The organism is Flavobacterium sp. 1, assembly GCF_002797935.1.
Lineage (GTDB): Bacteria > Bacteroidota > Bacteroidia > Flavobacteriales > Flavobacteriaceae > Flavobacterium.
In genome coordinates, this window is the sequence record NZ_PGER01000001.1 from 1,663,475 (window position 1) to 1,689,425 (window position 25,951).

17 protein-coding genes are annotated in these 25,951 nt (G+C 35.2%); 8 read left to right on the top strand and 9 right to left on the bottom strand.

Annotated features, from left to right (window positions below; genetic code table 11):
* Positions 1-75 precede the first annotated feature (75 nt).
* Together pflA and CLU83_RS06720 are read left to right on the top strand one after the other, a co-directional pair.
* A complete protein-coding gene (gene pflA / locus CLU83_RS06715; RefSeq protein WP_100430891.1) occupies positions 76-858 on the top strand; it encodes a pyruvate formate-lyase-activating protein in 783 nt (260 codons plus the stop codon).
* A 38-nt stretch (positions 859-896) separates the two neighbouring features.
* Positions 897-2,069 (top strand): OFA family MFS transporter, encoded by a 1,173-nt coding sequence (locus tag CLU83_RS06720; RefSeq protein WP_100430892.1) that lies wholly within the window; start codon positions 897-899, stop codon positions 2,067-2,069.
* A 223-nt stretch (positions 2,070-2,292) separates the two neighbouring features.
* Here CLU83_RS06720 and CLU83_RS06725 read toward each other — a convergent pair whose 3' ends face one another.
* The 3 genes from CLU83_RS06725 to CLU83_RS06735 are packed head-to-tail and all read right to left on the bottom strand — an operon-like array spanning position 2,293 to position 5,792.
* A complete protein-coding gene (locus CLU83_RS06725; protein WP_100430893.1) occupies positions 2,293-3,183 on the bottom strand; it encodes a Ppx/GppA phosphatase family protein in 891 nt (296 codons plus the stop codon).
* A 41-nt stretch (positions 3,184-3,224) separates the two neighbouring features.
* A complete protein-coding gene (gene ppk1, locus CLU83_RS06730) occupies positions 3,225-5,300 on the bottom strand; it encodes a polyphosphate kinase 1 (protein ID WP_198512265.1) in 2,076 nt (691 codons plus the stop codon).
* 6 nt (positions 5,301-5,306) lie between these two features.
* Entirely contained in the window at positions 5,307-5,792 is a 486-nt protein-coding gene (locus CLU83_RS06735) for a histidine phosphatase family protein (protein WP_100430895.1), read from the bottom strand.
* 1,213 nt (positions 5,793-7,005) lie between these two features.
* Here CLU83_RS06735 and CLU83_RS06745 point away from each other — a divergent pair.
* The 5 genes from CLU83_RS06745 to CLU83_RS06765 all read left to right on the top strand — a co-directional run bounded on the left by CLU83_RS06745 (position 7,006) and on the right by CLU83_RS06765 (position 21,038).
* Complete coding sequence (locus CLU83_RS06745) at positions 7,006-7,269, top strand: hypothetical protein (protein ID WP_100430897.1); 264 nt, start codon at positions 7,006-7,008, stop codon at positions 7,267-7,269.
* Between the two features lie 155 nt (positions 7,270-7,424).
* A complete protein-coding gene (locus CLU83_RS06750; RefSeq protein ID WP_100430898.1) occupies positions 7,425-17,231 on the top strand; it encodes a gliding motility-associated C-terminal domain-containing protein in 9,807 nt (3,268 codons plus the stop codon).
* Positions 17,232-17,360: 129 nt separating this feature from the next.
* Complete coding sequence (locus CLU83_RS06755; RefSeq protein WP_100430899.1) at positions 17,361-18,272, top strand: type IX secretion system membrane protein PorP/SprF; 912 nt, start codon at positions 17,361-17,363, stop codon at positions 18,270-18,272.
* Between the two features lie 76 nt (positions 18,273-18,348).
* Positions 18,349-19,038 carry a tetratricopeptide repeat protein gene (locus CLU83_RS06760; RefSeq protein ID WP_157802020.1) on the top strand — a complete coding sequence of 230 codons (690 nt, stop codon included), beginning with the start codon at positions 18,349-18,351 and terminating at the stop codon, positions 19,036-19,038.
* A 50-nt stretch (positions 19,039-19,088) separates the two neighbouring features.
* Positions 19,089-21,038 carry an OmpA family protein gene (locus CLU83_RS06765; RefSeq protein WP_100430901.1) on the top strand — a complete coding sequence of 650 codons (1,950 nt, stop codon included), beginning with the start codon at positions 19,089-19,091 and terminating at the stop codon, positions 21,036-21,038.
* 73 nt (positions 21,039-21,111) lie between these two features.
* Here CLU83_RS06765 and CLU83_RS06770 read toward each other — a convergent pair whose 3' ends face one another.
* The 6 genes from CLU83_RS06770 to pyrR form a co-directional block, all read right to left on the bottom strand.
* Positions 21,112-21,615, bottom strand: a complete 504-nt coding sequence (locus tag CLU83_RS06770) for a CAP domain-containing protein (protein ID WP_369828755.1) — start codon at positions 21,613-21,615, stop codon at positions 21,112-21,114.
* Positions 21,616-21,775: 160 nt separating this feature from the next.
* Positions 21,776-22,420 (bottom strand): pyridoxamine 5'-phosphate oxidase, encoded by a 645-nt coding sequence (gene pdxH / locus CLU83_RS06775; RefSeq protein WP_100430902.1) that lies wholly within the window; start codon positions 22,418-22,420, stop codon positions 21,776-21,778.
* 156 nt (positions 22,421-22,576) lie between these two features.
* Positions 22,577-23,482 carry a ribonuclease Z gene (locus CLU83_RS06780; protein WP_100430903.1) on the bottom strand — a complete coding sequence of 302 codons (906 nt, stop codon included), beginning with the start codon at positions 23,480-23,482 and terminating at the stop codon, positions 22,577-22,579.
* A 137-nt stretch (positions 23,483-23,619) separates the two neighbouring features.
* Positions 23,620-23,952: a ribonuclease Z gene (locus CLU83_RS06785; RefSeq protein ID WP_100430904.1), complete on the bottom strand. Its 333-nt coding sequence runs from the start codon at positions 23,950-23,952 to the stop codon at positions 23,620-23,622.
* An 11-nt stretch (positions 23,953-23,963) separates the two neighbouring features.
* Entirely contained in the window at positions 23,964-24,890 is a 927-nt protein-coding gene (locus CLU83_RS06790; RefSeq protein ID WP_100430905.1) for an aspartate carbamoyltransferase catalytic subunit, read from the bottom strand.
* Positions 24,891-24,960: 70 nt separating this feature from the next.
* On the bottom strand, positions 24,961-25,500 hold the full coding sequence (pyrR, locus tag CLU83_RS06795) for a bifunctional pyr operon transcriptional regulator/uracil phosphoribosyltransferase PyrR (protein ID WP_100430906.1): 540 nt from the start codon (positions 25,498-25,500) through the stop codon (positions 24,961-24,963).
* Between the two features lie 261 nt (positions 25,501-25,761).
* Here pyrR and CLU83_RS22255 point away from each other — a divergent pair, with 261 nt between their 5' ends.
* Complete coding sequence (locus CLU83_RS22255; protein ID WP_198512266.1) at positions 25,762-25,935, top strand: hypothetical protein; 174 nt, start codon at positions 25,762-25,764, stop codon at positions 25,933-25,935.
* The last annotated feature ends 16 nt before the right edge of the window (positions 25,936-25,951 follow it).

Here is a 25,951-nt window from a genome sequence, read left to right on the forward strand (position 1 = left end):
AACCACATTAACCTGTCTAAAAAAAAACTAATTACGTTTTTTAGTTGGACAGGTTTTTTTAAATCTTTTCATTGAATGTATTTTCCGCAGCAACAATATACCGATGATTCAATAGACGTACACAATCCAGACTTACTTCGAGTCCATTCTATTGAAACATTTGGAACTCATGATGGTCCAGGAATCAGAATGGTAATCTTTGTTCAAGGATGCCAGTTTAGATGTTTGTATTGTCAAAATCCGGATACTTTGGATATTCATGGCGGGACATTTATGCCCATTGAAGAACTGATTGAAAAAGCTTTACACCAAAAATCTTATTTTGGTAAAGATGGCGGTGTTACCGTTTCTGGAGGTGAACCTTTATTGCAAAGAGATAAATTAATTCATTTTTTTGACCGTTTACACGAAAATGGAATTCACACTTGTCTGGATTCCAATGGCAGAGTGCTGGATTCAAAAACAGAACAGCTCTTAGAAAGAACCGATTTATTGCTGCTGGATGTCAAACATATCAATAAAGAATGGCATAAAAAGCTGACTGGTGTAAAAAACAAAACAACTCTTCGATTGGCTGAATATAGAGAAAGTACTGGGAAACCAATGTGGCTGCGCTATGTATTAGTGCCTGGGTGGAGCGATCAGGAAGAATACCTTCATGAATGGGGAAAACATTTTACCTCTTACAAAACAATAGAGAAAGTTGAAATTATACCTTTCCATCAAATGGGCAAAAGCAAATGGGAATTGCTGGGCTTAGAATATCAATTAGCTGATACCATTCCGCACACAGCAGAAGAAATAAATAAAGCGGCCGAAATATTCAAGCTTTACTTCAAAAATGTAAAAATCAAATAAAAATCAAGAATATTTTTTACAATAAAAACGAAACAGTTATGTCAAAAAATAAATATTTGATAGTATTGGCAGGAATGGTCATGCAGTTGTCAATAGGATCAATTTACGCTTACAGCAAATGGATAGAACCATTATCAAAAGAATTAAACTGGGATGCCCACGATACCAAAACAGGATTTAGCTTAGCTATTTGCTTTTTAGGGCTTACGGCGGCTTTTATGGGTAAATTTGCTCAAAAAATTGGGCCAAAAAAAGCAGGATTAATCGCAGCAGCATTTTTATCAATTGGATTATTAGGCAGTGCATTGTCTGTAAAAATAGGCTCGCTTTATTTGTTTTATTTGACATTTGGCGTACTGCAGGGTATCGGTTTGGGATTTGGATATATTGTACCTGTATATACTGTTGTCAAATGGTTTCCTGATCGTCCCGGATTCGCATCTGGCATAATTATTATGTCGTTTGCATTGGGATCATTATTAACGTCTTTTTTAATTGGTCCATTATGCGCTTCAATGGGATTATCCGGAGCATTTGGAGTTTTAGGAATTGCTTACGGAATTTGTATGCTCGGAAGTGCTTTATATTTAGCAAACCCAACAAGTATAACCAATCAACATCTGCATGAAGATTTAACTGCAAAACAAATAATTACTGACAAACGTTTTATTGCGTTATGGCTATTATTATTTTTAAATGTATGCGGAGGTATTGCCATTATCTCAAAAGCGGCAATTCTTGGTGAAGAAGTTGTAGGAATGAGTACCGCTCAAGCAACTATGTTTGTTGCCATCATAGGGTTATTTAATGGTATTGGACGTTTATTTTGGTCAAGTATTTCAGATAAAATCGGCTGTTGGACAACTTTTATGATTTTTATCGGAATCAATGCGGTCTGTTTTGCTTTAATACCTACTTTTTCAACAAATCAAATCTCATTTCAAACATTAACCTTTATTATAATTGCTGGTTACGGTGCTGGATTTGCAACAATGCCGTCATTTGTAAAAGATATTTTTGGAGCGGATAAATATGGTCCAGTACTCGGTTATATCTTAACTGCATGGTCAGCAGCGGCATTTGCCGGGCCTTTGCTTTTAGGCTTAACAGCAGATATTTCAATTTTCTATTTATTTGCAGTATTACTTCTGATAGCTTTACTTGTTGGATTGTGGCTCAAAACACTATTGCTAAAGCCAGTTACATCATAAAAATAAAAAAGCTCAAACTAAGATTAAGTTTGAGCTTTTTAAATTTTAAAATATTATTTAAATTGAAAAGTTTTAACCTCCTAGATTATACCATTTAGAAATATAAAACAGTTTTTTATTTAACCTCACCTCACTCCACCACTCTCCAAAGAAGAGGAAGATAGAATTGGATTATTTTATATTTCTAAATGGTATTAGTTCTACTCAATTTTTATCTGCAAAATTAAATTTTGCCATAATACATCGCTTTTACAATACCATCTGACAGTCCAATTTTTGGAACATAAATCTGTCTGGCTCCGCTCCACTTCATTGCATTTAAATAAATCCGGGTTGCAGGTACGATAACGTCTGCCCTATCAGGATTCAGTCCTAACTGAGAGATTCTTTGCTCATAAGTCAAGGAATTCAAATAAGCATATTGAGCATTTATGTAAATGTATGACAAAGGTTTTTCCTGTAGCTTTCCAGACATTTTAAATAATTTATTGATATTCCCGCCTGAACCTATCAAAGTAACTTCTTCATAATCGGCAGTATTTTGTTTAATCCATTTTTCTATTTCTTCCCAAACAACATCACAAACCATTTCATTTAACAGCCGAACAGTTCCTGCTTTAAACGATCTTGAATTCACCATTTTTCCGTTAGAAAATAATGTAAATTCAGTGCTGCCACCACCAACATCAACAAATAAATAAGTTTCATCAGTTTTTAATAAGTGATGTAAATCAGTTGAAGCTATTATCGCGGCTTCTTTTTTACCGTCAATAATTTCTATTTTTATGTCAGCTTTCTTTTTTATCAAAGCTACAACCTCTTTGGCATTATAGGCTTCACGCATAGCCGATGTAGCAAATGCCATATAACGTTCTACTTTATGCACTTTCATTAACAAATTGAAAGCTTTCATTGCATCGACCATTCGATCTATATTCTCAGGAGAAATTTCACCAACTGTAAAAGCATCCTGTCCTAAACGAATAGGGACACGAACTAATGAACTTTTATTAAATTGTGGATCTTTATCATCTTCTTCTACAATATTGGTAATCAATAAACGCATGGCATTCGATCCAATATCGATAGCAGCATATTTTTTAATTTTAATCATATTCTTTAGGATGCGATTTAATTCGGTATGTTAGCGTTATTTTAATCTTCTTTCAATTCTTCAATCAGTTCTACTTTTCGCTGGTAATATTTATAAGTTTCCCATTGTGCCCTGAAAATTGGATTATCACCTCTGACTCTATATTTATTATCCAGTTTATATGAATGATATCTGGCTTTTACATTCCCTTTCCAGCCAATATCAAAATTATCGATCAATTCATTTTTTATTTCCTGATCATAAATTGGGCAGGTTACTTCGACTCTTGCGTCAATATTTCTAGTCATTATATCTGCAGAAGAAATATATACATCAGTAAATCCAGCATTGCCAAAAATATAAAGCCTTGAATGTTCTAAATAATTATCAACGATGCTAATAGCTTCAATATTCTCACTCAAACCTTTAACCCCTGGGATTAAAGAACAAATACCTCTCACTTCTAATTGAATTTTCACTCCGGCATTACTTGCTTCATACAATTTATCAATCATAGCTAAGTCAGACAAGCTATTCATTTTTAATTTCATGTAAGACTTTCTGCCAGCCAAAGCATGGGCAATTTCTCTGTCAATTAATTTTGTAAAGCGATTTCTGGTGTACTGTGGTGAAACAATAAGATGTTTATAACGCTGTACTTTGTAATTCGTATCAAAAAAATCAAATATTTTAGATATGTCTTTCAAAATTTGAGGATGGCATGTAAAAAGTGTCACATCTGTATAAATTTTGGCTGTAGATTCATTAAAATTTCCAGTCGAAATAAAGCCATATCTTTTAATTTTATTTTTTTCATGCCTTTCAATTACACAGACTTTACTATGAACTTTCAATCCCTTTATACCAAATATGAGTTCTATGCCTTCGGTCTGCATTTGCTCTGCATAAGAAATATTTGAAGCTTCATCAAAACGCGCCTGTAATTCAATTTGGACAATTACTTTCTTTCCGTTTTTTGCGGCATTAATTAATGAGCTTATAATTTGAGAATTTTTGGCTAATCTATATAATGTAATTTTAATGGAACTTACTTTGGGATCCAAAGCTGCTTCACGCAAAAATTTAATTAAATAAGAAAACGACTGATAAGGAGCGTTCAATAAATAATCTTTCTCAGCAATTTTACCTAGAATACTTCCTTCAAGACTTAATCCGGGTATTGGAAGCGGATCATTTTTTTGATATAACAAATCAAATCTTCCAAGATTAGGAAAATCCATGTAATCTCTCCTGTTGTGATATCTTCCTCCAGGAATAATACTGTCAGTAGAATCAATGTTCATTTTGTCAAGAAAAAATTTAAGGGTATCCTTGCTAATCTCCTGATCATAGATAAAACGCACTGGCTCCCCTATCCTTCTGTCCTTAACACTGGTAGATATTTTTTCGAGCATACTTTTACTTAAATCACTGTCAATATCTAATTGGGCATCTCTGGTGATTTTTATCATGTGAGCCGAAACGCTTTCATAATTAAAAATATTAAAAATACTGCTCAAATGCATTCGGATAACATCGTCAATCAAAATAACATATTGCTTTTCGTTACTTGAAGGCAATACGACAAAACGATTAATCATTTTAGGCATTTCAATGATAGCGTAACGCACTTCCTGATTTTTTTTCATCACAAGTTTTACGGCCAAATATCCTAATGAATCTTTTAAAATAGGGAATTCTGCTAGATCATTTAAAATGATAGTAACAAGTTCCGGACTTAACTTTTGTATAAAAAAATCTTTTAAAAAAATTTCTTGTTCTTTATTAATATCATTTTCATGAATAATAAAGATATTTTCGGTTTCTAGCTGTTCTTCGATGTTATTAAGTATTCTTAAACTTTCGGACTGCTGCTGAATAACAATTTTTGTAATATCTTTAATTAATTGTTGTGCTGTTACCCCACCAAAATATTTTTCGCCCGAAATACCACTCAAACTTAATCGTCTGATAGCAGCAAATCTGACTCTAAAAAATTCATCCAAATTATTTGAAAATATTCCTAAAAACCGTAGTCTGTCAAGTAAAGGAACTGTATCATCCGAAGCTTCCTGAAGTACTCTGGCATTAAAAGCCAGCCAGCTTTTCTCTCTATCAATATATTTTTGTTCAAACACTTTTATTTATTTTAAATCTCTGGGGAATACTGTTTTTTTTGTTTTGCCATTACTAATAATGTTCCAGTTTTCATTATCAAATTCTATATGGACAAATCCAGCTGTAGGTACATTATCAATGTAAACATCTCCAAATTTATTAACAAAATTTGTAATAGCCTCGTTATGTCCGAATATTATTATGTTATCATTACCATTACTTTCAGACTTAATGATCTTTTCTAATTTTCTTTCATCGAAAGTATATAGGTCATCTTTGTAAATAATACTTTCTAAAGGGAAATTTATATTCTGCGCAAAAATCATGGCTGTTTCTACAGCTCTTTCGGCAGTACTGCTCCATATAGTATATGTTTTTGGCAAAACTTTATTAATATGTGAAGAAACCAAATGGGCGTTTTGCATCCCTTGTGAGGTTAAAGGCCTGTCCTTATCATGTAAAGGAGCTTCCCAGCTTGACTTTGCGTGCCGAATTAAGATTAAGTTTTTCATACATTAAAATATTATTTTTTTAAATACAACAGCTGTGTTAAAAACACAGAGCCAGCTTTGCAAAATGAATTTTAGAAATCAAATTATTACAATTAAACTAAATAATTTATGATTAAAACACTTTAGCAAAATCATTAGGGAATTACAATTTACAAAAAAGTTTAGAATATTGAACTTAATTTTTATTTGAAATTAAAGTCTTTCGGTTATCGCCCAATTGATTCAATATACTAAAAATTTTACAAAGACTTATAAATAAACACACTAAGCATGGATACACTCCTCTAAAAATTAGATTTATAAAAATAAAACTGTCTCTATATAAATTAAAACTTTGGAAGTCCAAAATTTTTCATACAATCTAATCAATTAATAAATCTGATGCTTATTTAGAAATTTTTATTCTTAAGCAAAATAATGACATTATGGTATTATTTGATTATTTTGAAAAATTTACATTTAATTATTCATACAATTAGTACATATATTTTATATAAACAAAAATTAATTAACAATTTATTTATTATATTATTAAAATATTCATGCTTTTTCAAATATAAATTCTTACACACCAAACTCTTCAACGATTATTTAGGTTTTTCAAAGGGAAACATATTTTAATATAAACATTCTTTCTATATTTGACATACAAATTACCGATATGGTAATGATTATTTGAAAAAAAAAATTAATATCATAAAAAATACTTGAGCTTTACGCTCGTTGTTATTAATTAGAAAATAATACTATTTTGATTTAGTTCCCAAATATGAATCAAAAAGGAAATTAGAAAGTATATCTGTTTTTATTTATTTCATGCACCCAGAATTTTGATTCAGTACCTAAATCTGAATCAAAATAGAAATTAAAAGTATATCTGTTTTTATTTATTTCATGCACCCAGAATTTTGATTCAGTACCTAAATCTGAATCAAAATAGAAATTAAAAGTATATCTGTTTTTATTTATTTCATGCACCTATAATTTTGATTCAGTACCTAAATCTGAATCAAGATAGAGATCAAAAAGTATATCTGTTTTTATTTATTTCATGCACCTAGAATTTTGATTCAGTACCCAAATCTGAATTAAAACTTAAAAAACATTCCTACCTAACTATCTATTGATTAAGATTTGATTTTCAAATCAATGATTTAAAAATTATAAAACTCAAGTCATTCTAAATTATTTATTTACCTAAAAAATCAAGAATATGATACTCAAAACTACTTTAAACCAATTACATGATTTTTTTTCGAATAATATTCAAAAAACAATCCTATTTTCATCTTCCTTTCTTGAAAAAAAAATATGGTCGCTCCTATTTGAAATTTCAGGTATATCCGTATCGGGCATTAATTCGACAACAACTTTTATGAAATCTGCTTTTGATGTACATCAAACAGAAAAAAACGGAAAATTTAAAGGTACTCCTCCTGAAGGAATGTATTACATACTATACGTTTCAATATATTGAATTTCAGAAAACAAACTTATTCTTTTATCTCATTATCTGTAAATACTTTAAAGTAATTACTCATTTGGTATGCCTTATTATTTGGCTCCATATAGAATAATTACTTAGAATCTTTTCTCATATCATTTAGGTTATTAACCTTAAAATAATTAAAAATGAAAACAATTTTTACTCATTCTACAAAATTAGTTACACTTTTAGTCTTAAGTTTTATAAGTTTTTCTTCAGCAGTTGCCCAAACAGCACCTGTTATTTTCCCATATAATGGTTTTGATATTGACGGTAATCTTAAGGCAAACACCCCAACTGCAGATGTAGGTGACTGGATATCAGGAACTGGTGGTTCAGGTCAATTTGTATTCAATAATGATGGAAGTGCCGTAAACACGGTAACAACCTACAGATTTACGGATGCATATAATTCCACTGGCGACAATATTTTTACTGGTGGTGGAAAATTTGACGATAACCCAAATACCCTATGGAGCTGGACAAACTCAAAACCTGGAGGAAAAGGAGATATCAATAATGTTTTGATACACTTGGGAGTTGATACAAACAATAAGCAATGGTTAATTATTGCCAGTGATAGATTGGTAACAACCGGAACTAGTTATATTGATTTTGAATTTTTTAAAAACCCAATATCTGCGAATGCCGGGGGAAGCTTTACGCTAGCCGGTGGAAGAACCGTTGGAGACATTTTACTTTCGGTTGAATATTCCAACGGTGGTAGCACGGCGAATGTAAAATTTTACAGATGGAATGGATCTGGGTATTCATTGGTTACCGATTCTGCAGCTAATGCTTTTGGAAAAACAAACATAGCTACTGTGGATACAATAGCAGGAACCGCTTTTGGCACAAGTCAATATACTGCCTACCAATTTGTTGAGGCAGCAATAAACATAAGTGCTTTCTTAGAACTTAGCGATCCATGTGAAGGCGCAGAATTTGGTTCGGTTTTAATAAAAACAAAATCTTCGGATTCACCATCAGCGGCATTAGATGATTTTGCAGGTCCTTATCCAATAAAATTGGTTTTAGGAACCGCTAGCATCAGCTATGGTGACGGCAGTTTTTGTAAAAACGAGGGGCTTGTGAATGTATCCTTAAGCGGTGTTACCGGAGGAACATTTTCAGCTCCATCAGGACTAATTATTAATTCAACTACCGGACAAATTGACATTACCAATAGTACATCTGGTACATACACAGTTACTTATTCGTTCTCAACTGGTGGCTGTCCAAAAACAGTAACCACATCTGTTTCGATTAATCCTATGCCCATAGCTGCTATTGGCTCTGTTGTGAACGCAAGCTGCAATAGCGGAACTAACGGTTCAGCAACTGCTTCAGCAACCTCAGGAACTTCTCCATATTCATATAGCTGGAACACCACCCCTGTTCAAATCACCGCAACAGCAACTGGACTTGGCGCAGGAACATATACCGTAACTGTAACTGACATTAAAGGTTGTACCGATACAGAACAAGTAACCATTACCGAACCAAGTACTACTTTGGCCCTTGGGGCTTCTTCTAAAACTGACGCTTCCTGTTTTGGTGACAGCACCGGATCGGTGACAGCTGGAACAGTGACAAACGCTGTGGGAACCGCAACATATTCTTGGAGAAACTCAAGCAATATAGTTGTGGGAACCACCGCAACTGTAAGCAACCTTCCACAGGGGATTTATACCTTGACCGTAAGCGATAACTGTTTCACCCGAACCAATTCAGTAACCATTGATCAACCTAGCGTAGCTTTAAGTGCCTCCATCACTGCACAGACCAATGTGTTTTGCTTTGGCAACAATACCGCAAGCGTAACGGTCGCTGGGGCTAATGGAACTGCGCCTTATACTTATTCTAAAGACGGAATAGCATTTGTCGCAAGCGGTACATTCAGCGGTCTTACTGCTGGACCATATACCATTACCGTGAAAGATGCCAACGGATGTACCACGACACAAGCCGTAACCATCACTCAGCCAACTGCTGCATTGAGTGCCTCCATCACAGCGCAGACAAATGTGCTTTGTTTTGGCAACAATACCGCAAGCGTAACAGTGGCTGGTGCTAACGGAACTGCTCCCTATACTTATTCTAAAGACGGAATAACATTTGTCGCTAGTGGCACATTCAGTGGGCTTACTGCAGGGCCTTACACCATTACGGTGAAAGACGCTAATAGCTGTACCACAACGCAAGCAGTAACCATCACTCAACCAGCCATAGCTTTAAGTGCCTCCATAACAGCGCAGACCAACGTGCTTTGTTTTGGAAACAATACGGCAAGCGTGACTGTGGCCGGAGCAAGCGGAACTACTCCCTATACTTATTCTAAAGACGCAGTAACCTTTGTGGGAAGCGGCGTATTCAGCGGTCTTACTGCTGACCCTTATACCATTACTGTAAAAGATGCCAACGGATGTACCACGACACAAGCTGTAACCATCACTCAGCCAACTGCTGCATTGAGTGCCTCCATCACAGCGCAGACAAATGTGCTTTGCTTTGGCAACAATACCGCAAGCGTAACCGTAGCTGGTGCCAACGGAACTGCTCCCTATACTTATTCTAAAGATGCGGTAACCTTTGTCGGAAGTGGCATATTCAGCGGACTTACTGCTGGTCCTTACACCATTACTGTAAAAGATGCCAACGGATGCACCACTACTCAAGCCGTGACCATCACGCAACCAGCTGCTGCATTAACAGCCTCCACCACAGCTCAGACCAACGTGCTCTGTTTTGGCAACAATACGGCAAGCGTAACGGTGGCTGGAGCAAACGGGACATCTCCTTATACTTATTCTAAAGATGCAGTAACCTTTGTGGGAAGCGGTACATTCAGCGGTCTTACTGCTGGTCCTTACACCATTACCGTAAAAGATGCCAACGGGTGTACCACGACACAAGCCGTAACCATCACTCAGCCAACTGCTGCATTAACAGCTTCCATCACAGCGCAGACCAATGTGCTTTGTTTTGGCAACAATACGGCAAGCGTAACGGTGGCTGGGGCTAACGGAACTTCTCCTTATACCTATTCTAAAGATGCTGTAACCTTTGTGGGAAGTGGCACATTCAGCGGGCTTACTGCAGGCTCTTATACAATTACGGTGAAAGATGCCAACGGATGCACCACAACGCAGGCCGTAACCATCACTCAGCCCGCAGCAGCATTGAGCGCATCGATCACAGGGCAAACCAACGTGCTTTGTTTTGGAAACAATACGGCCAGCGTAACAGTCGCTGGTGCAAACGGAACCGCTCCTTATACATATTCTAAAGACGCAGTAACCTTTGTGGGAAGCGACACATTCAGCGGGCTTACGGCTGGGTCTTACACCATTACGGTAAAAGATGCTAACGGCTGTACCACAACGCAAGCCGTAACCATCACTCAGCCGGCGGCAGCATTGAGCGCATCCATCACAACACAGACCAACGTGCTTTGTTTTGGAAACAATACAGCTAGCGTAACGGTTGCTGGTGCCAACGGAACTGCTCCTTATACTTATTCTAAAAACGGAATAACTTTTGTCTCAAGCGGTATATTCAGCGGGCTTACTGCAGGCTCATACACTATTACAGTAAAAGATGCCAACGCCTGTACCACAACACAGGCCGTGACAATTACACAGCCGACTGCTACTTTAAGCGCATCAATCACAGCTCAAACCAACGTGCTTTGTTTTGGTGACAATACTGCCAGTGTAAACGTGGCTGGTGCTAACGGAACTGCTCCTTATACTTATTCCAAAGACGGAATAACCTTTGTAGCCAGCGGTGTATTCAGCGGACTTACTGCAGGCTCTTACACTATTACAGTAAAAGATGCCAACGCCTGTACCACAACACAGGCCGTAACCATCACTCAGCCAGCCATAGCTTTAAGTGCCTCCATCACAGCACAGACCAACGTGCTTTGCTTTGGAAACAATATCGCAAGCGTAACAGTAGCTGGTGCCAACGGAACTGCTCCCTATACTTATTCTAAAGACGGAACAACCTTTGTTGGAAGTGGCATATTCAGCGGTCTTACTGCTGGTCCTTACACCATTACAGTGAAAGATACCAACGGATGTACCACAACGCAGGCCGTAACCATCACTCAGCCAGCCATAGCTTTAAGTGCCTCCATCACAGCACAGACCAACGTGCTTTGTTTTGGCAACAATACCGCAAGCGTAACGGTGACCGGCGCAAACGGAACTGCGCCTTATACCTATTCTAAAGAAGGAATAACATTTGCCTCAAGCGGTGTATTCAGCGGGCTTACTGCAGGCTCATACACTATTACAGTAAAAGATGCCAACGCCTGTACCACAACACAGGCCGTAACCATCACACAGCCGGCAGCAGCATTAAGCGCATCCATAACTGCACAGACCAACGTACTTTGCTTTGGAAACAATACGGCTAGCGTAACAGTAGCTGGTGCAAACGGAACTGCGCCTTACACTTATTCTAAAAACGGAATAACATTTGTAGCCAGTGGTATATTCAGCGGTCTTACTGTAGGTTCTTACACCATTACAGTAAAAGACGCTAACGGATGCACCACAGCTCAAGCTGTAACCATCACTCAGCCAACTGCTGCATTAACCGCCTCCATCACAGCGCAGACCAACGTATTTTGTTTTGGCGACAATACGGCAAGCGTAACAGTTGCTGGGGCTAACGGAACTGCTCCTTATACTTACTCTAAAGACGGAACAACCTTTGTAGCCAGTGGCACATTCAGTAATCTTACTATAGGATCTTACACCATTACAGTGAAAGACGCTAATAGCTGTACCACAACGCAAGCCGTAACCATCACGCAGCCAACAGCTGGATTAAGTGCTACTGCTGTAATTATAAATAACAATAATTGCGTAGGATGCAGTAATGGTTCTATTATTCAAACTGTCACAGGAGGAACTTCACCTTATACTTATACTTGGTCAAATCTTGCTATAACAAAAGATTTAACTAATTTGGCAAAAGGCACTTATTCAGTTGAAATTAAAGATTCTAAAGGATGTACAATAAATAAAGAATATACTATCACAGAATCTGGAATTGCTCTTGTCAAAAAAGGTCTTTTTATTGATACCAATGAAGATGGTTTTGCTCAAGTTGGCGAAAAAATCAACTATACTTTTTCAGTAACCAATATTGGTAATGTAAATGTCTCAAATGTAGTTATTAGTGACCCCTTACTTGGAGCAATAAATATTACTGGAAATCCAATAGCTTTAATTATAGTTGGACAAACAAACAATACTGTAACCGGTACTTATACATTGACACAAGCGGACATTAATGCCGGAAAAGTAATAAACTCTGCTACTGCTTTAGGGAAAGATACTGAAAATAAAAATGTAACAGATATATCCGGAACTGCTATCGATAATGATATTCCTACTGAAACATTATTAATTCAAGTTCCTGAAATTACAATTACTAAAGACGGAACTTATGTAGATAACAACCATGACGGAATAACTAATGTAGGTGATCTAGTTACTTATAATTTTGTTGTTAAAAATACTGGAAACGTAACGCTAACAAATGTAACAGTTACCGATAACAATGCCGTGATTACTGGCGGACCAATAGCTACACTTGCAGTTGGAGCAACTGACTCAACTACATTCTCTGGCTCACATGTTATCACCCAAGGAGATATTGACACAGGCTATGTTTACAACTTAGCTACTGTAACTGCCAAAGATCCAAAAAACAATCCTGTAACAGATACTTCTTCTGACCCTACTCCATGCACTTCTTGTCCAATCAAGACTGACTGTCCTGATTGTACTATTACACAACTAACTCAGTCTCCTAAGATCGCTTTAGTGAAAAACAATGATATTACAGTTGGAGAGAATGGATGCGCAGCTCTCGCAGTGGGCAGTGTGGTAACCTATACCTTTACAGTGACTAATCCCGGTAATGTAAGTCTGCACAATGTAGCTGTCATCGATCCCCATGCCGGATTATCGGCTATTGCACTACAAAGCGGCGATGCCAACAATAACAGTATTTTAGAGGTTGGCGAAACTTGGATTTATAAAGCCACCTATAATGTAACTCAAGCTGATATTGACAATGGAACTATTACCAATCAGGCCGCAGTTAATGCTACTGCACCAAATAATGCAATAGTAACCGATCAATCAGGTAACTTGCCGACAAATAATAACCCTAATGTAATTCCTATTTGCACTAATCCTAGCATAGCTTTAGTGAAAAACAATGATATTACAGTTGGAGAAAATGGATGCGCAGCTCTGGCAGTGGGCAGTGTGGTAACCTATACCTTTACAGTGACTAATCCCGGTAATGTAAGTCTGCACAATGTAGCTGTCATAGACCCTCATGCCGGATTATCTGCTATTGCACTACAAAGCGGTGATGCCAACAATAACAGTATTTTAGAGGTTGGCGAAACTTGGATTTATAAAGCCACCTATAATGTAACTCAAGCTGATATTGATAATGGAACTATTACCAATCAGGCCGCAGTTAATGCTGCTGCACCAAATAATGCAATAGTAACCGATCAATCAGGTAACTTGCCAACAAATAATAACCCTAATGTAATTCCTATTTGCACTAATCCTAGCATAGCTTTAGTGAAAAACAATGATATTACAGTTGGAGAAAATGGATGCGCAGCTCTGGCAGTGGGCAGTGTGGTAACCTATACCTTTACAGTGACTAATCCCGGTAACGTAAGTCTGCACAATGTAGCTGTAATCGATCCGCATGCAGGATTATCCACTATTGCACTACAAAGCGGCGATGCTAACAATAACAGTATTTTAGAGGTTAGCGAAACATGGATGTATAAAGCCACCTATAATGTAACTCAAGCTGATATTGATAATGGCACTATTACCAATCAGGCCGCAGTTAATGCTGCTGCACCAAATAATGCAATAGTAACCGATCAATCAGGTAACTTGCCAACAAATAATAACCCTAATGTAATTCCTATTTGCACTAATCCTAGCATAGCTTTAGTGAAAAACAATGATATTACAGTTGGAGAGAATGGATGCGCAGCTCTGGCAGTCGGCAGTGTGGTAACTTATACCTTCACCGTGACTAATCCCGGTAATGTAAGTCTGCACAATGTAGCTGTCATAGACCCTCATGCCGGATTATCTGCTATTGCACTACAAAGCGGTGATGCCAACAATAACAGTATTTTAGAGGTTGGCGAAACTTGGATTTATAAAGCCACCTATAATGTAACTCAAGCTGATATTGATAATGGAACTATTACCAATCAGGCCGCAGTTAATGCTGCTGCACCAAATAATGCAATAGTAACCGATCAATCAGGTAACTTGCCGACAAATAATAACCCTAATGTAATTCCTATTTGCACTAATCCTAAGATCGCTTTAGTAAAAAATAATGATATTACAGTTGGAGAAAATGGATGCGCAGCTCTGGCAGTCGGCAGTGTGGTAACCTACACCTTTATCGTGACTAATCCCGGTAATGTAAGTCTGCACAATATAGCCGTCATAGACCCTCATGCTGGATTATCTGCTATTGCACTACAAAGCGGCGATGCTAACAATAACAGTATTTTAGAGGTTAGCGAAACATGGATGTATAAAGCCACCTATAATGTAACTCAAGCTGATATTGATAATGGAACTATTACCAATCAGGCCACAGTTAATGGTACTGCACCAAATGATGCAATAGTAACTGACCAATCAGGTAACTTGCCAACAAATAATAACCCTAATGTAATTACTTTTTGTATTAATCCTGGATTAACTGTTGTAAAAATTGCCACAACCTCTAGCTATAGTGCTGTTGGAAATGTAATAAACTATACAATAAACATAAAAAATACTGGTAATGTAACTTTACATGAGATAGCTGTTAAAGATCCATTAACAGGATTGGATACAATTATTGAAGTTTTGGCACCTGGTGCTAGTTCTGAATACGCGCAAAGCTATACAGTAATACAAGAGGATTTAAATAAAGGCTCCATTACCAATATCGCCACTGCTGATGGATTGACTCCAAACAACACCCCTATCAGTGCTACAGATGATGAAGTTGTTAACGAAAATGCCAATCCAATTGATGCTGTTGATGATAATACTGGAACTGTTGTTGGTGTCAATCAAATTACAGCAAATGTCATTAACGTTTTCACTAATGATACTTTAAACGCATTAGCTTTAAATCCTACTGATGTAATTTTAACAACTGTAACATCAAATCCATATTTGCAATTGAATCCTAACGGCTCAATAGATGTATTAGCTGATGCTCCTGTTGGCATACAAACAATGACTTATCAAATTTGTGAAAAATTAAACAGCACTAATTGTGATACTGCCACCGTAACTGTTACGATAGAGGCTCCAACTATGAAAATATCTGGAGAAGGCATTTGTATCAATGATGTTCCTTATTTTAGCTATACAGCAACCGCAGATAATTTCACCCCAGTAAATGGATTGACATTAACTTGGACTGACAGCAATAATAATGTAATTGCAACAATGACTAATTTGCCATTAAACGGCAAAGTATTATGGCCAGGCGCTACTGTGGATCAAAACGGAAATGGAACCGATTGGCCGGGCTGGGTTTTCGCAGATGGAAAATGGAGCGAAAGCGCTGATGGTTTTGAAGGCCTTAGACCAACCGCTTCAATAACATTTACATTAAATCCAAGTCAAACAATTATAGTTAATTATCCAGCTTCAGATCCAATGTGTACCGCCAGACCAACATTTAAAATTGATGCAGTTGATGACGCTGCAACTACACTTGAAGGGTTAGCAGGGGTTAAAAACATATTAACCGTATTTAAAAACGATTCCTTAAATACCTTGGCTTTAAATCCAGCTGATGTTACATTATCGGTTTTGATTCCAGATCCAAAAGGAGACATAACTTTAAATACAGATGGTTCAATTGATGTAAAAGCAAATACTCCTACCGGAATTTATACTTTAACCTATCAAATATGTGAAAAAGCAGATAATGGTAATTGTGATACTGCAATTGTCACTATTAACGTTACCAACATCCCTCTTGTAATAAAAGCAAATCCAGACACTTATAGTGTAACTCAATGTTCAATTGGTGAGGCGGTTCGTAATGCTCTAAGCAATGATTTATTAAATGGCACATCAGCAAACATAAGTGATTTAAAATTTAAATTACTATCTGTCATTGGACAAAATATTACAATTGATGATAATGGGAACGTGGCATTTTTAAATGGTGTGGCTGCAGGTCAATACATATTCAATTATCAGATTTGTGAAGCTGCAAATCTAACAAATTGCTCTACATCAACCATTACAATTAATGTAGCAGGAATTGAACCCATTACAATTACCAGTCCTGCATTTTGTAATGCCGATACAACTCTTATTGATTTGAATAGCTTATTGCCTCAGGGTACGGCAACTACAGGAAGCTGGGTTGATACCGATAATACAGGAGGGATAAGTGGCAGCCTTCTAAACGCTATTGGCATACCTGTAGGCAAATACAAATATGAGTATAAAATTGGCGGTGATTGTCCAAGAAGCATATTCTTAGAAATGGTAATCAATGATGACTGTAAAGTACTGCCATGTAAAACAATTATTATTCATAATGCACTCTCAGCAAATGAAGACGGCAAAAATGATTATTTCCAGATTGAGAACCTAGAAGATAACGACTGCTATAAAAACATAAAAGTTGAAATCTTTAACCGCTGGGGTGTCTTAGTTTTTGAAAGAGAGAATTATGACAACGCAGGCAATGCTTTCAGAGGTCGATCAGAGGGCAGAACCACAATCAATAAAAATGAAGGTTTACCAACAGGCACATACTTTTACATCATTAGTTATGATACTGTTGATGGAGTAGGTCAAACTCAAAATATTAAAAAAGACGGCTATTTATATTTAGTAAAATAAGCTGCTGAATACTCTGAGCCATGTAGGGCTCAGAGTATAGCATCTTATTCATTAAATAAGTTGAAATAAGACACGAATCCTCAAAACTAAGCTATCAAAAAATAGCTATTTAAACCAACAAAAGCTACTATGAAAACAAAACTATTTTCTATCGTTATGATGTTTGCAGCCATTGCAAGTTTTGCGCAACAAGATGCTCAATATACTCAATATATGTATAACACAATCAATGTAAATCCAGCATACGCTGGCTCTAGAGGAGCATTAAGCTTTTTTGCGCTACACCGTACACAATGGGTAGGGCTTGATGGAGCTCCTGTAACAAATACGATCTCTGTAAATACCCCTTTTAACAACACTATGCTGGGAGCGGGTTTTTCAATTGTAAATGATGAGATAGGCCCATCAACTTCTAATTCAGTATCAGTTGATATTTCATATACTATTCCAGTATCTGAATCGTTCAAACTGTCATTTGGCCTAAAAGGAACTGCCAACCTCTTCAATATTGATATTAATAAATTAAACCCTGGCGATCAGACTGATCCGCAATTTCAAAATTTTGACAATGAATTTTCTCCTAACATTGGTGCTGGTCTTTATTTGCATTCAGACAAAGCCTATGTAGGTTTTTCAATTCCTAATTTCTTAGAAGCAGATAAATACAATGACAATGATGTAGCTATTTATAAAGAAAAAATAAATTACTACTTAATTGGAGGATATATATTTGATTTATCCCCCACAACAAAATTCAAACCCGCATTTATGACAAAACTCGTTGAGGGTTCTCCTTTGCAGGTTGATGTTTCTGCCAATTTTATGTTCATTGACAAATTAACTGTTGGTATGGCTTACAGATGGAGTGCCTCGCTGAGTGCCATGGCTGGCTTTCAAGTCTCAGATGCATTCTATATAGGATATTCTTATGATTTTGAAACTACAGCACTGGATAATTATAATTCTGGTTCTCATGAGTTATTCTTGCGCTATGAATTATTCCAGAAAAACAGCAAAATGGTAACCCCTAGATTTTTCTAAAAAACAAAAAAATGTCTTTCTAAAGAATAAGGCGAATTAACAGGGATTAGATATTCAAAAAAATAAAACAGATATCATGAAAAATCAGATGCTCCTTTATATGCTAATCGTGAGTTTATCTTCATTTAATTATTGGCCGATGCAAAGTCAGATTTCTCCGGATAAAAAGAAACTGGAAACATCAAAAACGGCTGCTCCAATAACGAATATGAAGGATCATACTCCCGCACGAAAGATAAAATATTATCATGTAATGGAAACCGTTCCCTTAAAATTTGGCGGTTACACAAGTGAATACGATGTAACCAATCCAAACATAATAAATACATATGATCTGGGACCTAACGGCACGAGAGTCATAACTGCCATTTATGAAGATGAGGTACAAATCCAGCACGACGAACCGGCTCTTAAGCCTGACACTATAATGAACACTAAAAAGTCAGCCTCAATAGCAATCTCAGATACTCCAAAAAGGGAAAACTCTGTTGCCTATATCAATATACTAAAAACCTATGAAAGAGTGTCTGACAAAGGGTATGAATCTGTAGAAATGCTAAAAAAATTAGGGAATTCATACTTTTTTAATGACGAATTTGAAAAAGCTGAAAAATGCTACAGCAAATTATTTAGCATCACTGCTAATTTGGAACCAGACTTTTATTATCGCTACTCAATTGTCCTGAAAGCAATGGGAAACATTCAAAAATCAGAAGAATTTCTAAAAAAATTCAATCAGTTATCCAGTATTACATCTAGGCAATAATCCTGAAGAATCAAGTATCCAATTTATAGATTTCTAAAAAATTAAAGATCATGAAAAACATTGCAATACTTTACCTGACTATACTCAATCTTTTTGCAGTATCAATATATGCTCAAAAACGAAAAATAGCGAGTGCAGATAAAAAATACGATAGCTATGCCTATATCGATGCCATAAAAACATACGAGAGAATCGCCGAAAAAGGATATGAATCTCCAGATATGTACCAAAAAATCGGCAATGCCTATTACTTCAACTCTGAGTTAGACAAAGCCTATAAATGGTATGACAAATTATTTGCGTTAACAACAAACGTAGATCCAGAATATTACTACAGATATGCCTATTGCCTAAAATCTGTCGGACAAAATGACAAAGCCAAAGAGATACTGTCACTTTACAATGAAAAAACCGGAAATAAAGGCAAAGGAGAATATTATGGCAAGGACATAAATTATTTAGATAAAATAAAAGAAAACTCGGGCAGATATAAAATAAAAGATGCCGGCATTAATACTCAATATTCGGACTATGGCAGCTCAGTCTATAATGATAACAAATTAGTCTTTACATCATCAAGAGATACAGGAAGCTTAGCCCAGAGAAAACATACTTGGACTGATCAATACTTTACGAATCTATATGAATCTAACTTAACAGGAGATTCATTAACTCCAGGAAAAGCAATGAAATTTCCCAATAGTGTCAAATCAAAATTTCATGAAGCAAGTGCTGTCTTTACTAAAGACGGCAAAACAATGTATTTTACGCGAAATAATTATTTAGACGGAAAAAAAGGAAAAGATGAAAGCAGAGTTACTTTAATTAAGATATACAAAGCCAGCTTTGAAAACAATGATTGGGCAAAAGTTACGGAACTGCCTTTTGACAGCAATAATTACAGCACAGCTCATCCCTCATTAAGCCCAGACGAAAAAACTTTGTATTTTGTTTCGGATATGCCTGGAGGCTTGGGCGAATCCGACATTTATAGAGTATCTGTCAACAGTGATGGATCCTATGGAAACCCCATAAATTTAGGAAACGTAATTAATACTCCCGGCAAAGAAACATTTCCGTTTGTAACCGATGAAAATGAGATTTATTTTGCTTCAGACACACATCCAGGACTTGGCGGTCTAGATATATTCGTTTCCAAAATAATGCCAGACGGAACATTTGATGAAGTCAAAAATGTTGGTGCCGATGTAAATTCTCCTCAGGATGATTTTGCCTATCTTATCAACACACAAAACCGAATTGGATTTTTCTCCTCAAATAGACCTGGCGGAAAAGGCTTTGATGACATCTATCAGTTTTTGGAAACCAAAAGAATCAAAACAAAATGCAAACCAGAATTAAGTGGGACTATTAGCGAATTGGTTTTAAATCAAATGATTTCCAATGCCAAAATTACTCTTTATAATGACCAGCATAAAGCAGTAAGCACCACAGAATCTGATCAAAACGGGCAGTATTCATTTGACGTAGGAAGCAGTGGCACTTTTAGCGTTAGAGCAGAAAAAGAAGATTATGCAACAACTGAAAAAACTGTTGCTATAAAAGAAGATGACTGTAAAGCCCGATTGGATTTAGCCTTTGAAAAAGCTTTATGTAAAGTAGCAGTTGGTGACGATTTGGGCAAATGTTTTGGAATTAAATGGATTTACTTTGATTTAGACAAATCAGATATCAAACCTGAAGCCACATTAGATTTAGCCAAAATATTAGATGTAATGGGCCAATATCCAAATATGATGATCGATATTCGTTCCCATACCGATTGCCGAGCATCTTTCAAATACAATGAAGGCCTTTCTGAGAGAAGAGCTAAATCAACCAAAGAATGGCTAATTAAAAATGGCATTAGTTCAAATAGGCTAAGCTCTAGAGGCTATGGAGAAACCCAATTGGTCAATCACTGCTCTGATGGCGTAAAATGTACCGAGGAAGAACACCAACAAAACAGACGAAGCGAGTTCATAATTACAGCCTTATAAATTTCCTAATCCTAAAATGCGAAAAACTACCCGATGGGTAGTTTTTTTTGTTTTTTCAGAATAAATAATACTCCTAGATTTTTACAAATATATTAGTATAATACTTTTTGCCATTGGAAGGATTCTCTCTTATTGAAATACCAAAGTGAGTAAAATCTCCTTCAATATTTTCTTTATGCCCTTCACTTTTTAGCCAGGCATCAAAAGCGCCTTTTGCGCTATTATAATTATAAGCAACATTTTCACTTACCTTTTTTGCTCCTAAAACTTTCATTATATTATTTGAACGAGCTTCAAAATCATCATGGTTTACAACATTATTTGCAATCATATATTCATCATGTTCTTCTGATTTATAGGAAACATGATTAATTTTTTCTAAAGCATTTAAACCTTTGCTTACTCTATAATTATTTATCAAAGTCATCGTTTCTAATTCTATGGCAGAATAATCATACCTCAAAACAACTGCAGGAACATCAGAAGCAGTTTGATCAGAAACATCTTCAGCTGAGCAGGAAACCATAAAACACAAAACAACAGCAAAAAAAGAAAAACGAAAATACTTTAATTCCATAATATCAGTCAGTTTAAATTTAAAGCAGATTATGGGGCAAACTCCTTTAACATTAACACTTTATAAATTTGTTACTCAAATAAACTAACAATTCTTTAAACCACAAAATAAAACCGACAAACTGCACTAAAATAAAAAAATACTATATATTTTTCTTATATTACGGAGCTAAACGAGAAATTCTCCATGAATAATCTTCCTCAAGCTTATATCGAATGCGATCATGCAGACGATTAGGTCTTCCCTGCCAAAACTCAACTTCCAATGGGGTTACCAAAAAACCGCCCCAATGTTGAGGACGCAGAATTTCTTTTCCTTCAAACTCTTTTTCTAATTGTTTCAAATTTTCTTCAAGATAGGTTCTTGAAGGCACAACCTCACTTTGATTTGAAACTATTGCCCCCAGTTTGCTTCCATCTGGTCTCGATTCAAAATAACCATCAGAATTATTTTCAGAGGTTTTTCGAGCAATTCCTTTTATAATCACCTGACGTTCTAGACTTTCCCAAAAAAAAGAAAGACACACATTTGGATTATTAGCAATAGCCCTACCCTTTTCAGAATTATAATTAGTATAAAAAGTAAATCCTTCTTCGCTAAATTTCTTTAATAAAACGACACGTGATTTAGGAAAACCATCCAATCCAATTGTAGAAACTGTCATTGCATTGACTTCACCGCTTCCTTCAAAATTTTCAACCTCATGAAACCATCTGTTAAATAGATTTATTGGATCCTCAGGAATTGAAGATTCTAATAATTCACTTTTTTCGTATGATTTTCTATAATTGCTTAAATCACTCATTGTTTAGATTATTGGATTTTTAGATTATTGGATTTTTAGATTATTGGATTTTTAGATTATTGGATTTTTAGATTATTGGATTTTTAGATTATTGAAAATACTTTTTTTACATTTACTTTCGAACAGTCTAAAAATCTATAAATCTAACTATCCATTTTAAAACTCAAAACTTTTACCATCATCAGCCAATAATACTTCTTTAAAGACAGTTTCTGCTTCTTCTTTAAATAAATTAATAGTATCATAACGAGTGGAATAATGCCCTAAAATTAATTGCTGGGCATTTGCTTTCAAAGCAATTCTGGCAGCTTCTTTGGCGGTCGAATGCATTGTTTTGGAAGCCAGACTTTCTTCAGAATCTAAAAATGTGGATTCATGATACAATACTGAAACATTTTCAATTATTGGAATTATATCTTCATTGTATTTGGTATCCGAACAAAAAGCATAACTCAAAGCTGGATCTGGATCGTAAGTCAATTTACTGTTAGCAATCACACGTCCATCATCAAGAGTGATATCTTTACCGTTTTTTATATTCTGATAATAACAGGTTTCAATTTCAAAATCCTGAACCGCATTCAAATCGAGTTTGCGCTCCCCTATTTTTTCCTGAAATAAAAATCCATTGGTATAAACCCTGTGCTTTAATGGAATTGTCTTTACAATTACTTTTTCATCTTCAAAAATAATTTCACTTTGCTTAGATTCCAATTCATGAAAAAACAATTCATAATTTGTCCATGAATTTGATAATTTTAATTGCAGATCTATTATCTCTTTTATTCCTTTTGGTCCATAAATATGCAAATCCGTAGTTCTACCTAAAAGTGAAAAAGTCGATATCAAACCAACTAATCCAAAAAAATGATCCCCATGCAAATGGGAAACAAAAACATGATTAATTTTTGAAAATTTTAATTTGTTTTTACGCAATTGAACCTGAGTTCCTTCTCCGCAGTCAATCAAAAATAGTCTGTTTTTTATTTCTAAAACCTGAGAAGTGGGATTGGTTAAAGTACGAGGAGTAGCGGCATAACAGCCTAAGATGGTGAGTTTCAATTTTTTTTTGTTTAATATTGTTTTAAAATGGTTTAAACTTGTTTAAGTTAGTTTAACACAGTTTTAATCCTTAAAATTAATAATGTACAATCATTCGGCAATTTTAAACATTTAAACTCTAAACAATTTTAAACATCTTAGAAACCTAAATCTCTTTCAATTTCATCCATTTCTATTAAATCTTGAGCTTCCAATTGAGTAGGCACAACAATAATAGATCGAGGAACTTTATTAAAATCAATATTCTCTACAACCAAGACTAATGATTTTTTTGCTTTTTTATGTTTTTTGGATAAATCGGAGAAAATTTTAATTGACTTTACATCAACCGATTTATCATGGGTAATATCTAAAATAAGATTATGGTCTTTAAAGCTACTGTATTGGTTATTTATCTTTTCTAAAAAGGCTACAATATCTCCTTCAGTATCTTTAATTATAATAGTATGTCCTTTAGCAGTAACTTTCATGTATGCAAAATTTATTTAATTTTTGAAGCCAAAAGATAGATAACTGCCATCCTGATAGCAACTCCATTCTCCACTTGATTTAAAATTACCGATTGTTGAGAGTCGGCAACATCACTTGTAATTTCCACACCTCTGTTTATTGGACCTGGGTGCATGATTACAATTTCTTTATCTAATGAATCCAGTAAAGCTTTATCTACTCCATACTGTTGAGCATACTCTCTGGTCGATGGGAAAAAATTCACGTCCATTCTTTCATTCTGAACCCTTAACATATTAGCTACATCACACCATTCTAATGCTTTACGCAAATCAGACTCAACTGTTACTCCAAGTGATTCAATATATCTTGGGATAAGTGTTTTTGGTCCGCAGACTTTAACTTCGGCGCCCTGCATTTGCAAAGCATATATATTAGAAAGAGCAACTCTAGAATGCAGTATATCTCCAACAATCACCACTTTTTTCCCAGCTACATCTCCTAATTTCTCTCTAATTGAATAACTGTCCAACAAAGCTTGGGTAGGATGTTCATGAGCTCCGTCTCCTGCATTTACAATACTTGCTTTAACATTTTTGGATAAAAAATAAGCTGACCCAGGATTTGAATGCCTCATGACAACCATATCAACTTTCATAGAAAGAATATTGTTTACGGTATCAATTAATGTTTCCCCTTTTTTTACTGAAGATTGCGCCGCTGAAAAACTAATTACATCAGCAGATAATCTTTTTTGAGCTAATTCAAATGATAACTTTGTACGGGTACTGTTTTCAAAAAAAATATTGGCAATTGTAATATCGCGCAATGAAGGCACTTTCTTTATAGGACGATTAATTACTTCTTTAAAATGATCGGCAGTTTCAAAAATCAGGTTGATATCATTTTCATTAATATATTTAATACCTAATAAATGATTTACACTTAATTCGCTCATTATAATTTATTTTTTTTCAGATTTTTATAATTAATATATGGTAAAAGCGGTCTTATTGTTGTTCCTAAATCTAATTGGTCACTAAATAAACACCATCTTCTCCATCTTGTTCTGCCCAACAAACTTTTACTTTTTCACCATTAATAGCATCTACTTGACGGCCGCGATAATCGGGCTGAATGGGTAAATCTCTACTAAAACGTCTATCGATTAATGCCAGCAACTCTATTCCTGAAGGCCTACCAAAAGATTGAATTGCTGTTAAAGCTGCACGAATACTTCGTCCTGTGTACAGTACATCATCAATAAAAATGACTTTTTTATCTTCAACCAAAAAATCAATTTGTGTTTTATTTGCTTCCAAAGGCTTATTAGTCCTACGGAAATCATCTCTAAAAAAAGTAATGTCCAAATAACCTAAAGCTACATTTGGCAAGTGATATTCTTTTTCTAATAATTCTTTCAAACGTTCTGCCAAAAAAGTTCCTCTAGGCTGAATTCCAATCAATACAGTGTCCGAAAAGTCAAGATGTTTTTCAATTAATTGACAAGCCAAACGATTCAAAATAATATTGACTTCTTTTGAATTGAGTAACACTTTTTGGTTCATATTTAGAAATTATTTGTTTTTAAAAGATTACGGGATAGTATCATTTTAAAAATGCTTTATTCCATATTTATGCGTTTTTAAAACATCCGTAGATTTAGTTGAACAAATATACAAATTCCGATTGTAGAATCTGCACGCTGAGAATTTAAATATTTTTCGATTTTAAAAATTAAAATGATGAAACATAATCGCTAAATTATATGATGAATATAAATGATATCAACATAATTTTATAGAATTAACACTATAAAACTAAATTGTATGCAAAACAGAATCACTAAATTAATATTTGCTTTTACGATTCTTTTAACCCTGAACAGCTGCGAAACCATTGCAGGCATATTTAAAGCAGGCATGGATTTTGGAATATTTATTGTAGTTGCAGTTATTGCAGTTATTTTATACATAATAAGTAAGCTCTTCAAAAAAGAATAAACTAACCTTTTTACTT

Bases quoted from the DNA above. Each gene is read 5' to 3' on its own strand.
- pflA (WP_100430891.1), top strand. From the start codon at position 76: ATGTATTTTCCGCAGCAACAATATACCGATGATTCAATAGACGTACAC.
- CLU83_RS06720 (WP_100430892.1), top strand. From the start codon at position 897: ATGTCAAAAAATAAATATTTGATAGTATTGGCAGGAATGGTCATGCAG.
- CLU83_RS06725 (WP_100430893.1), bottom strand. From the start codon at position 3,183: ATGATTAAAATTAAAAAATATGCTGCTATCGATATTGGATCGAATGCC.
- CLU83_RS06735 (WP_100430895.1), bottom strand. From the start codon at position 5,792: ATGAAAAACTTAATCTTAATTCGGCACGCAAAGTCAAGCTGGGAAGCT.
- CLU83_RS06745 (WP_100430897.1), top strand. From the start codon at position 7,006: ATGATACTCAAAACTACTTTAAACCAATTACATGATTTTTTTTCGAAT.
- CLU83_RS06750 (WP_100430898.1), top strand. From the start codon at position 7,425: ATGAAAACAATTTTTACTCATTCTACAAAATTAGTTACACTTTTAGTC.
- CLU83_RS06755 (WP_100430899.1), top strand. From the start codon at position 17,361: ATGAAAACAAAACTATTTTCTATCGTTATGATGTTTGCAGCCATTGCA.
- CLU83_RS06760 (WP_157802020.1), top strand. From the start codon at position 18,349: ATGAAAAATCAGATGCTCCTTTATATGCTAATCGTGAGTTTATCTTCA.
- CLU83_RS06765 (WP_100430901.1), top strand. From the start codon at position 19,089: ATGAAAAACATTGCAATACTTTACCTGACTATACTCAATCTTTTTGCA.
- CLU83_RS06770 (WP_369828755.1), bottom strand. From the start codon at position 21,615: ATGGAATTAAAGTATTTTCGTTTTTCTTTTTTTGCTGTTGTTTTGTGT.
- pdxH (WP_100430902.1), bottom strand. From the start codon at position 22,420: ATGAGTGATTTAAGCAATTATAGAAAATCATACGAAAAAAGTGAATTA.
- CLU83_RS06785 (WP_100430904.1), bottom strand. From the start codon at position 23,952: ATGAAAGTTACTGCTAAAGGACATACTATTATAATTAAAGATACTGAA.
- CLU83_RS06790 (WP_100430905.1), bottom strand. From the start codon at position 24,890: ATGAGCGAATTAAGTGTAAATCATTTATTAGGTATTAAATATATTAAT.
- pyrR (WP_100430906.1), bottom strand. From the start codon at position 25,500: ATGAACCAAAAAGTGTTACTCAATTCAAAAGAAGTCAATATTATTTTG.
- CLU83_RS22255 (WP_198512266.1), top strand. From the start codon at position 25,762: ATGCAAAACAGAATCACTAAATTAATATTTGCTTTTACGATTCTTTTA.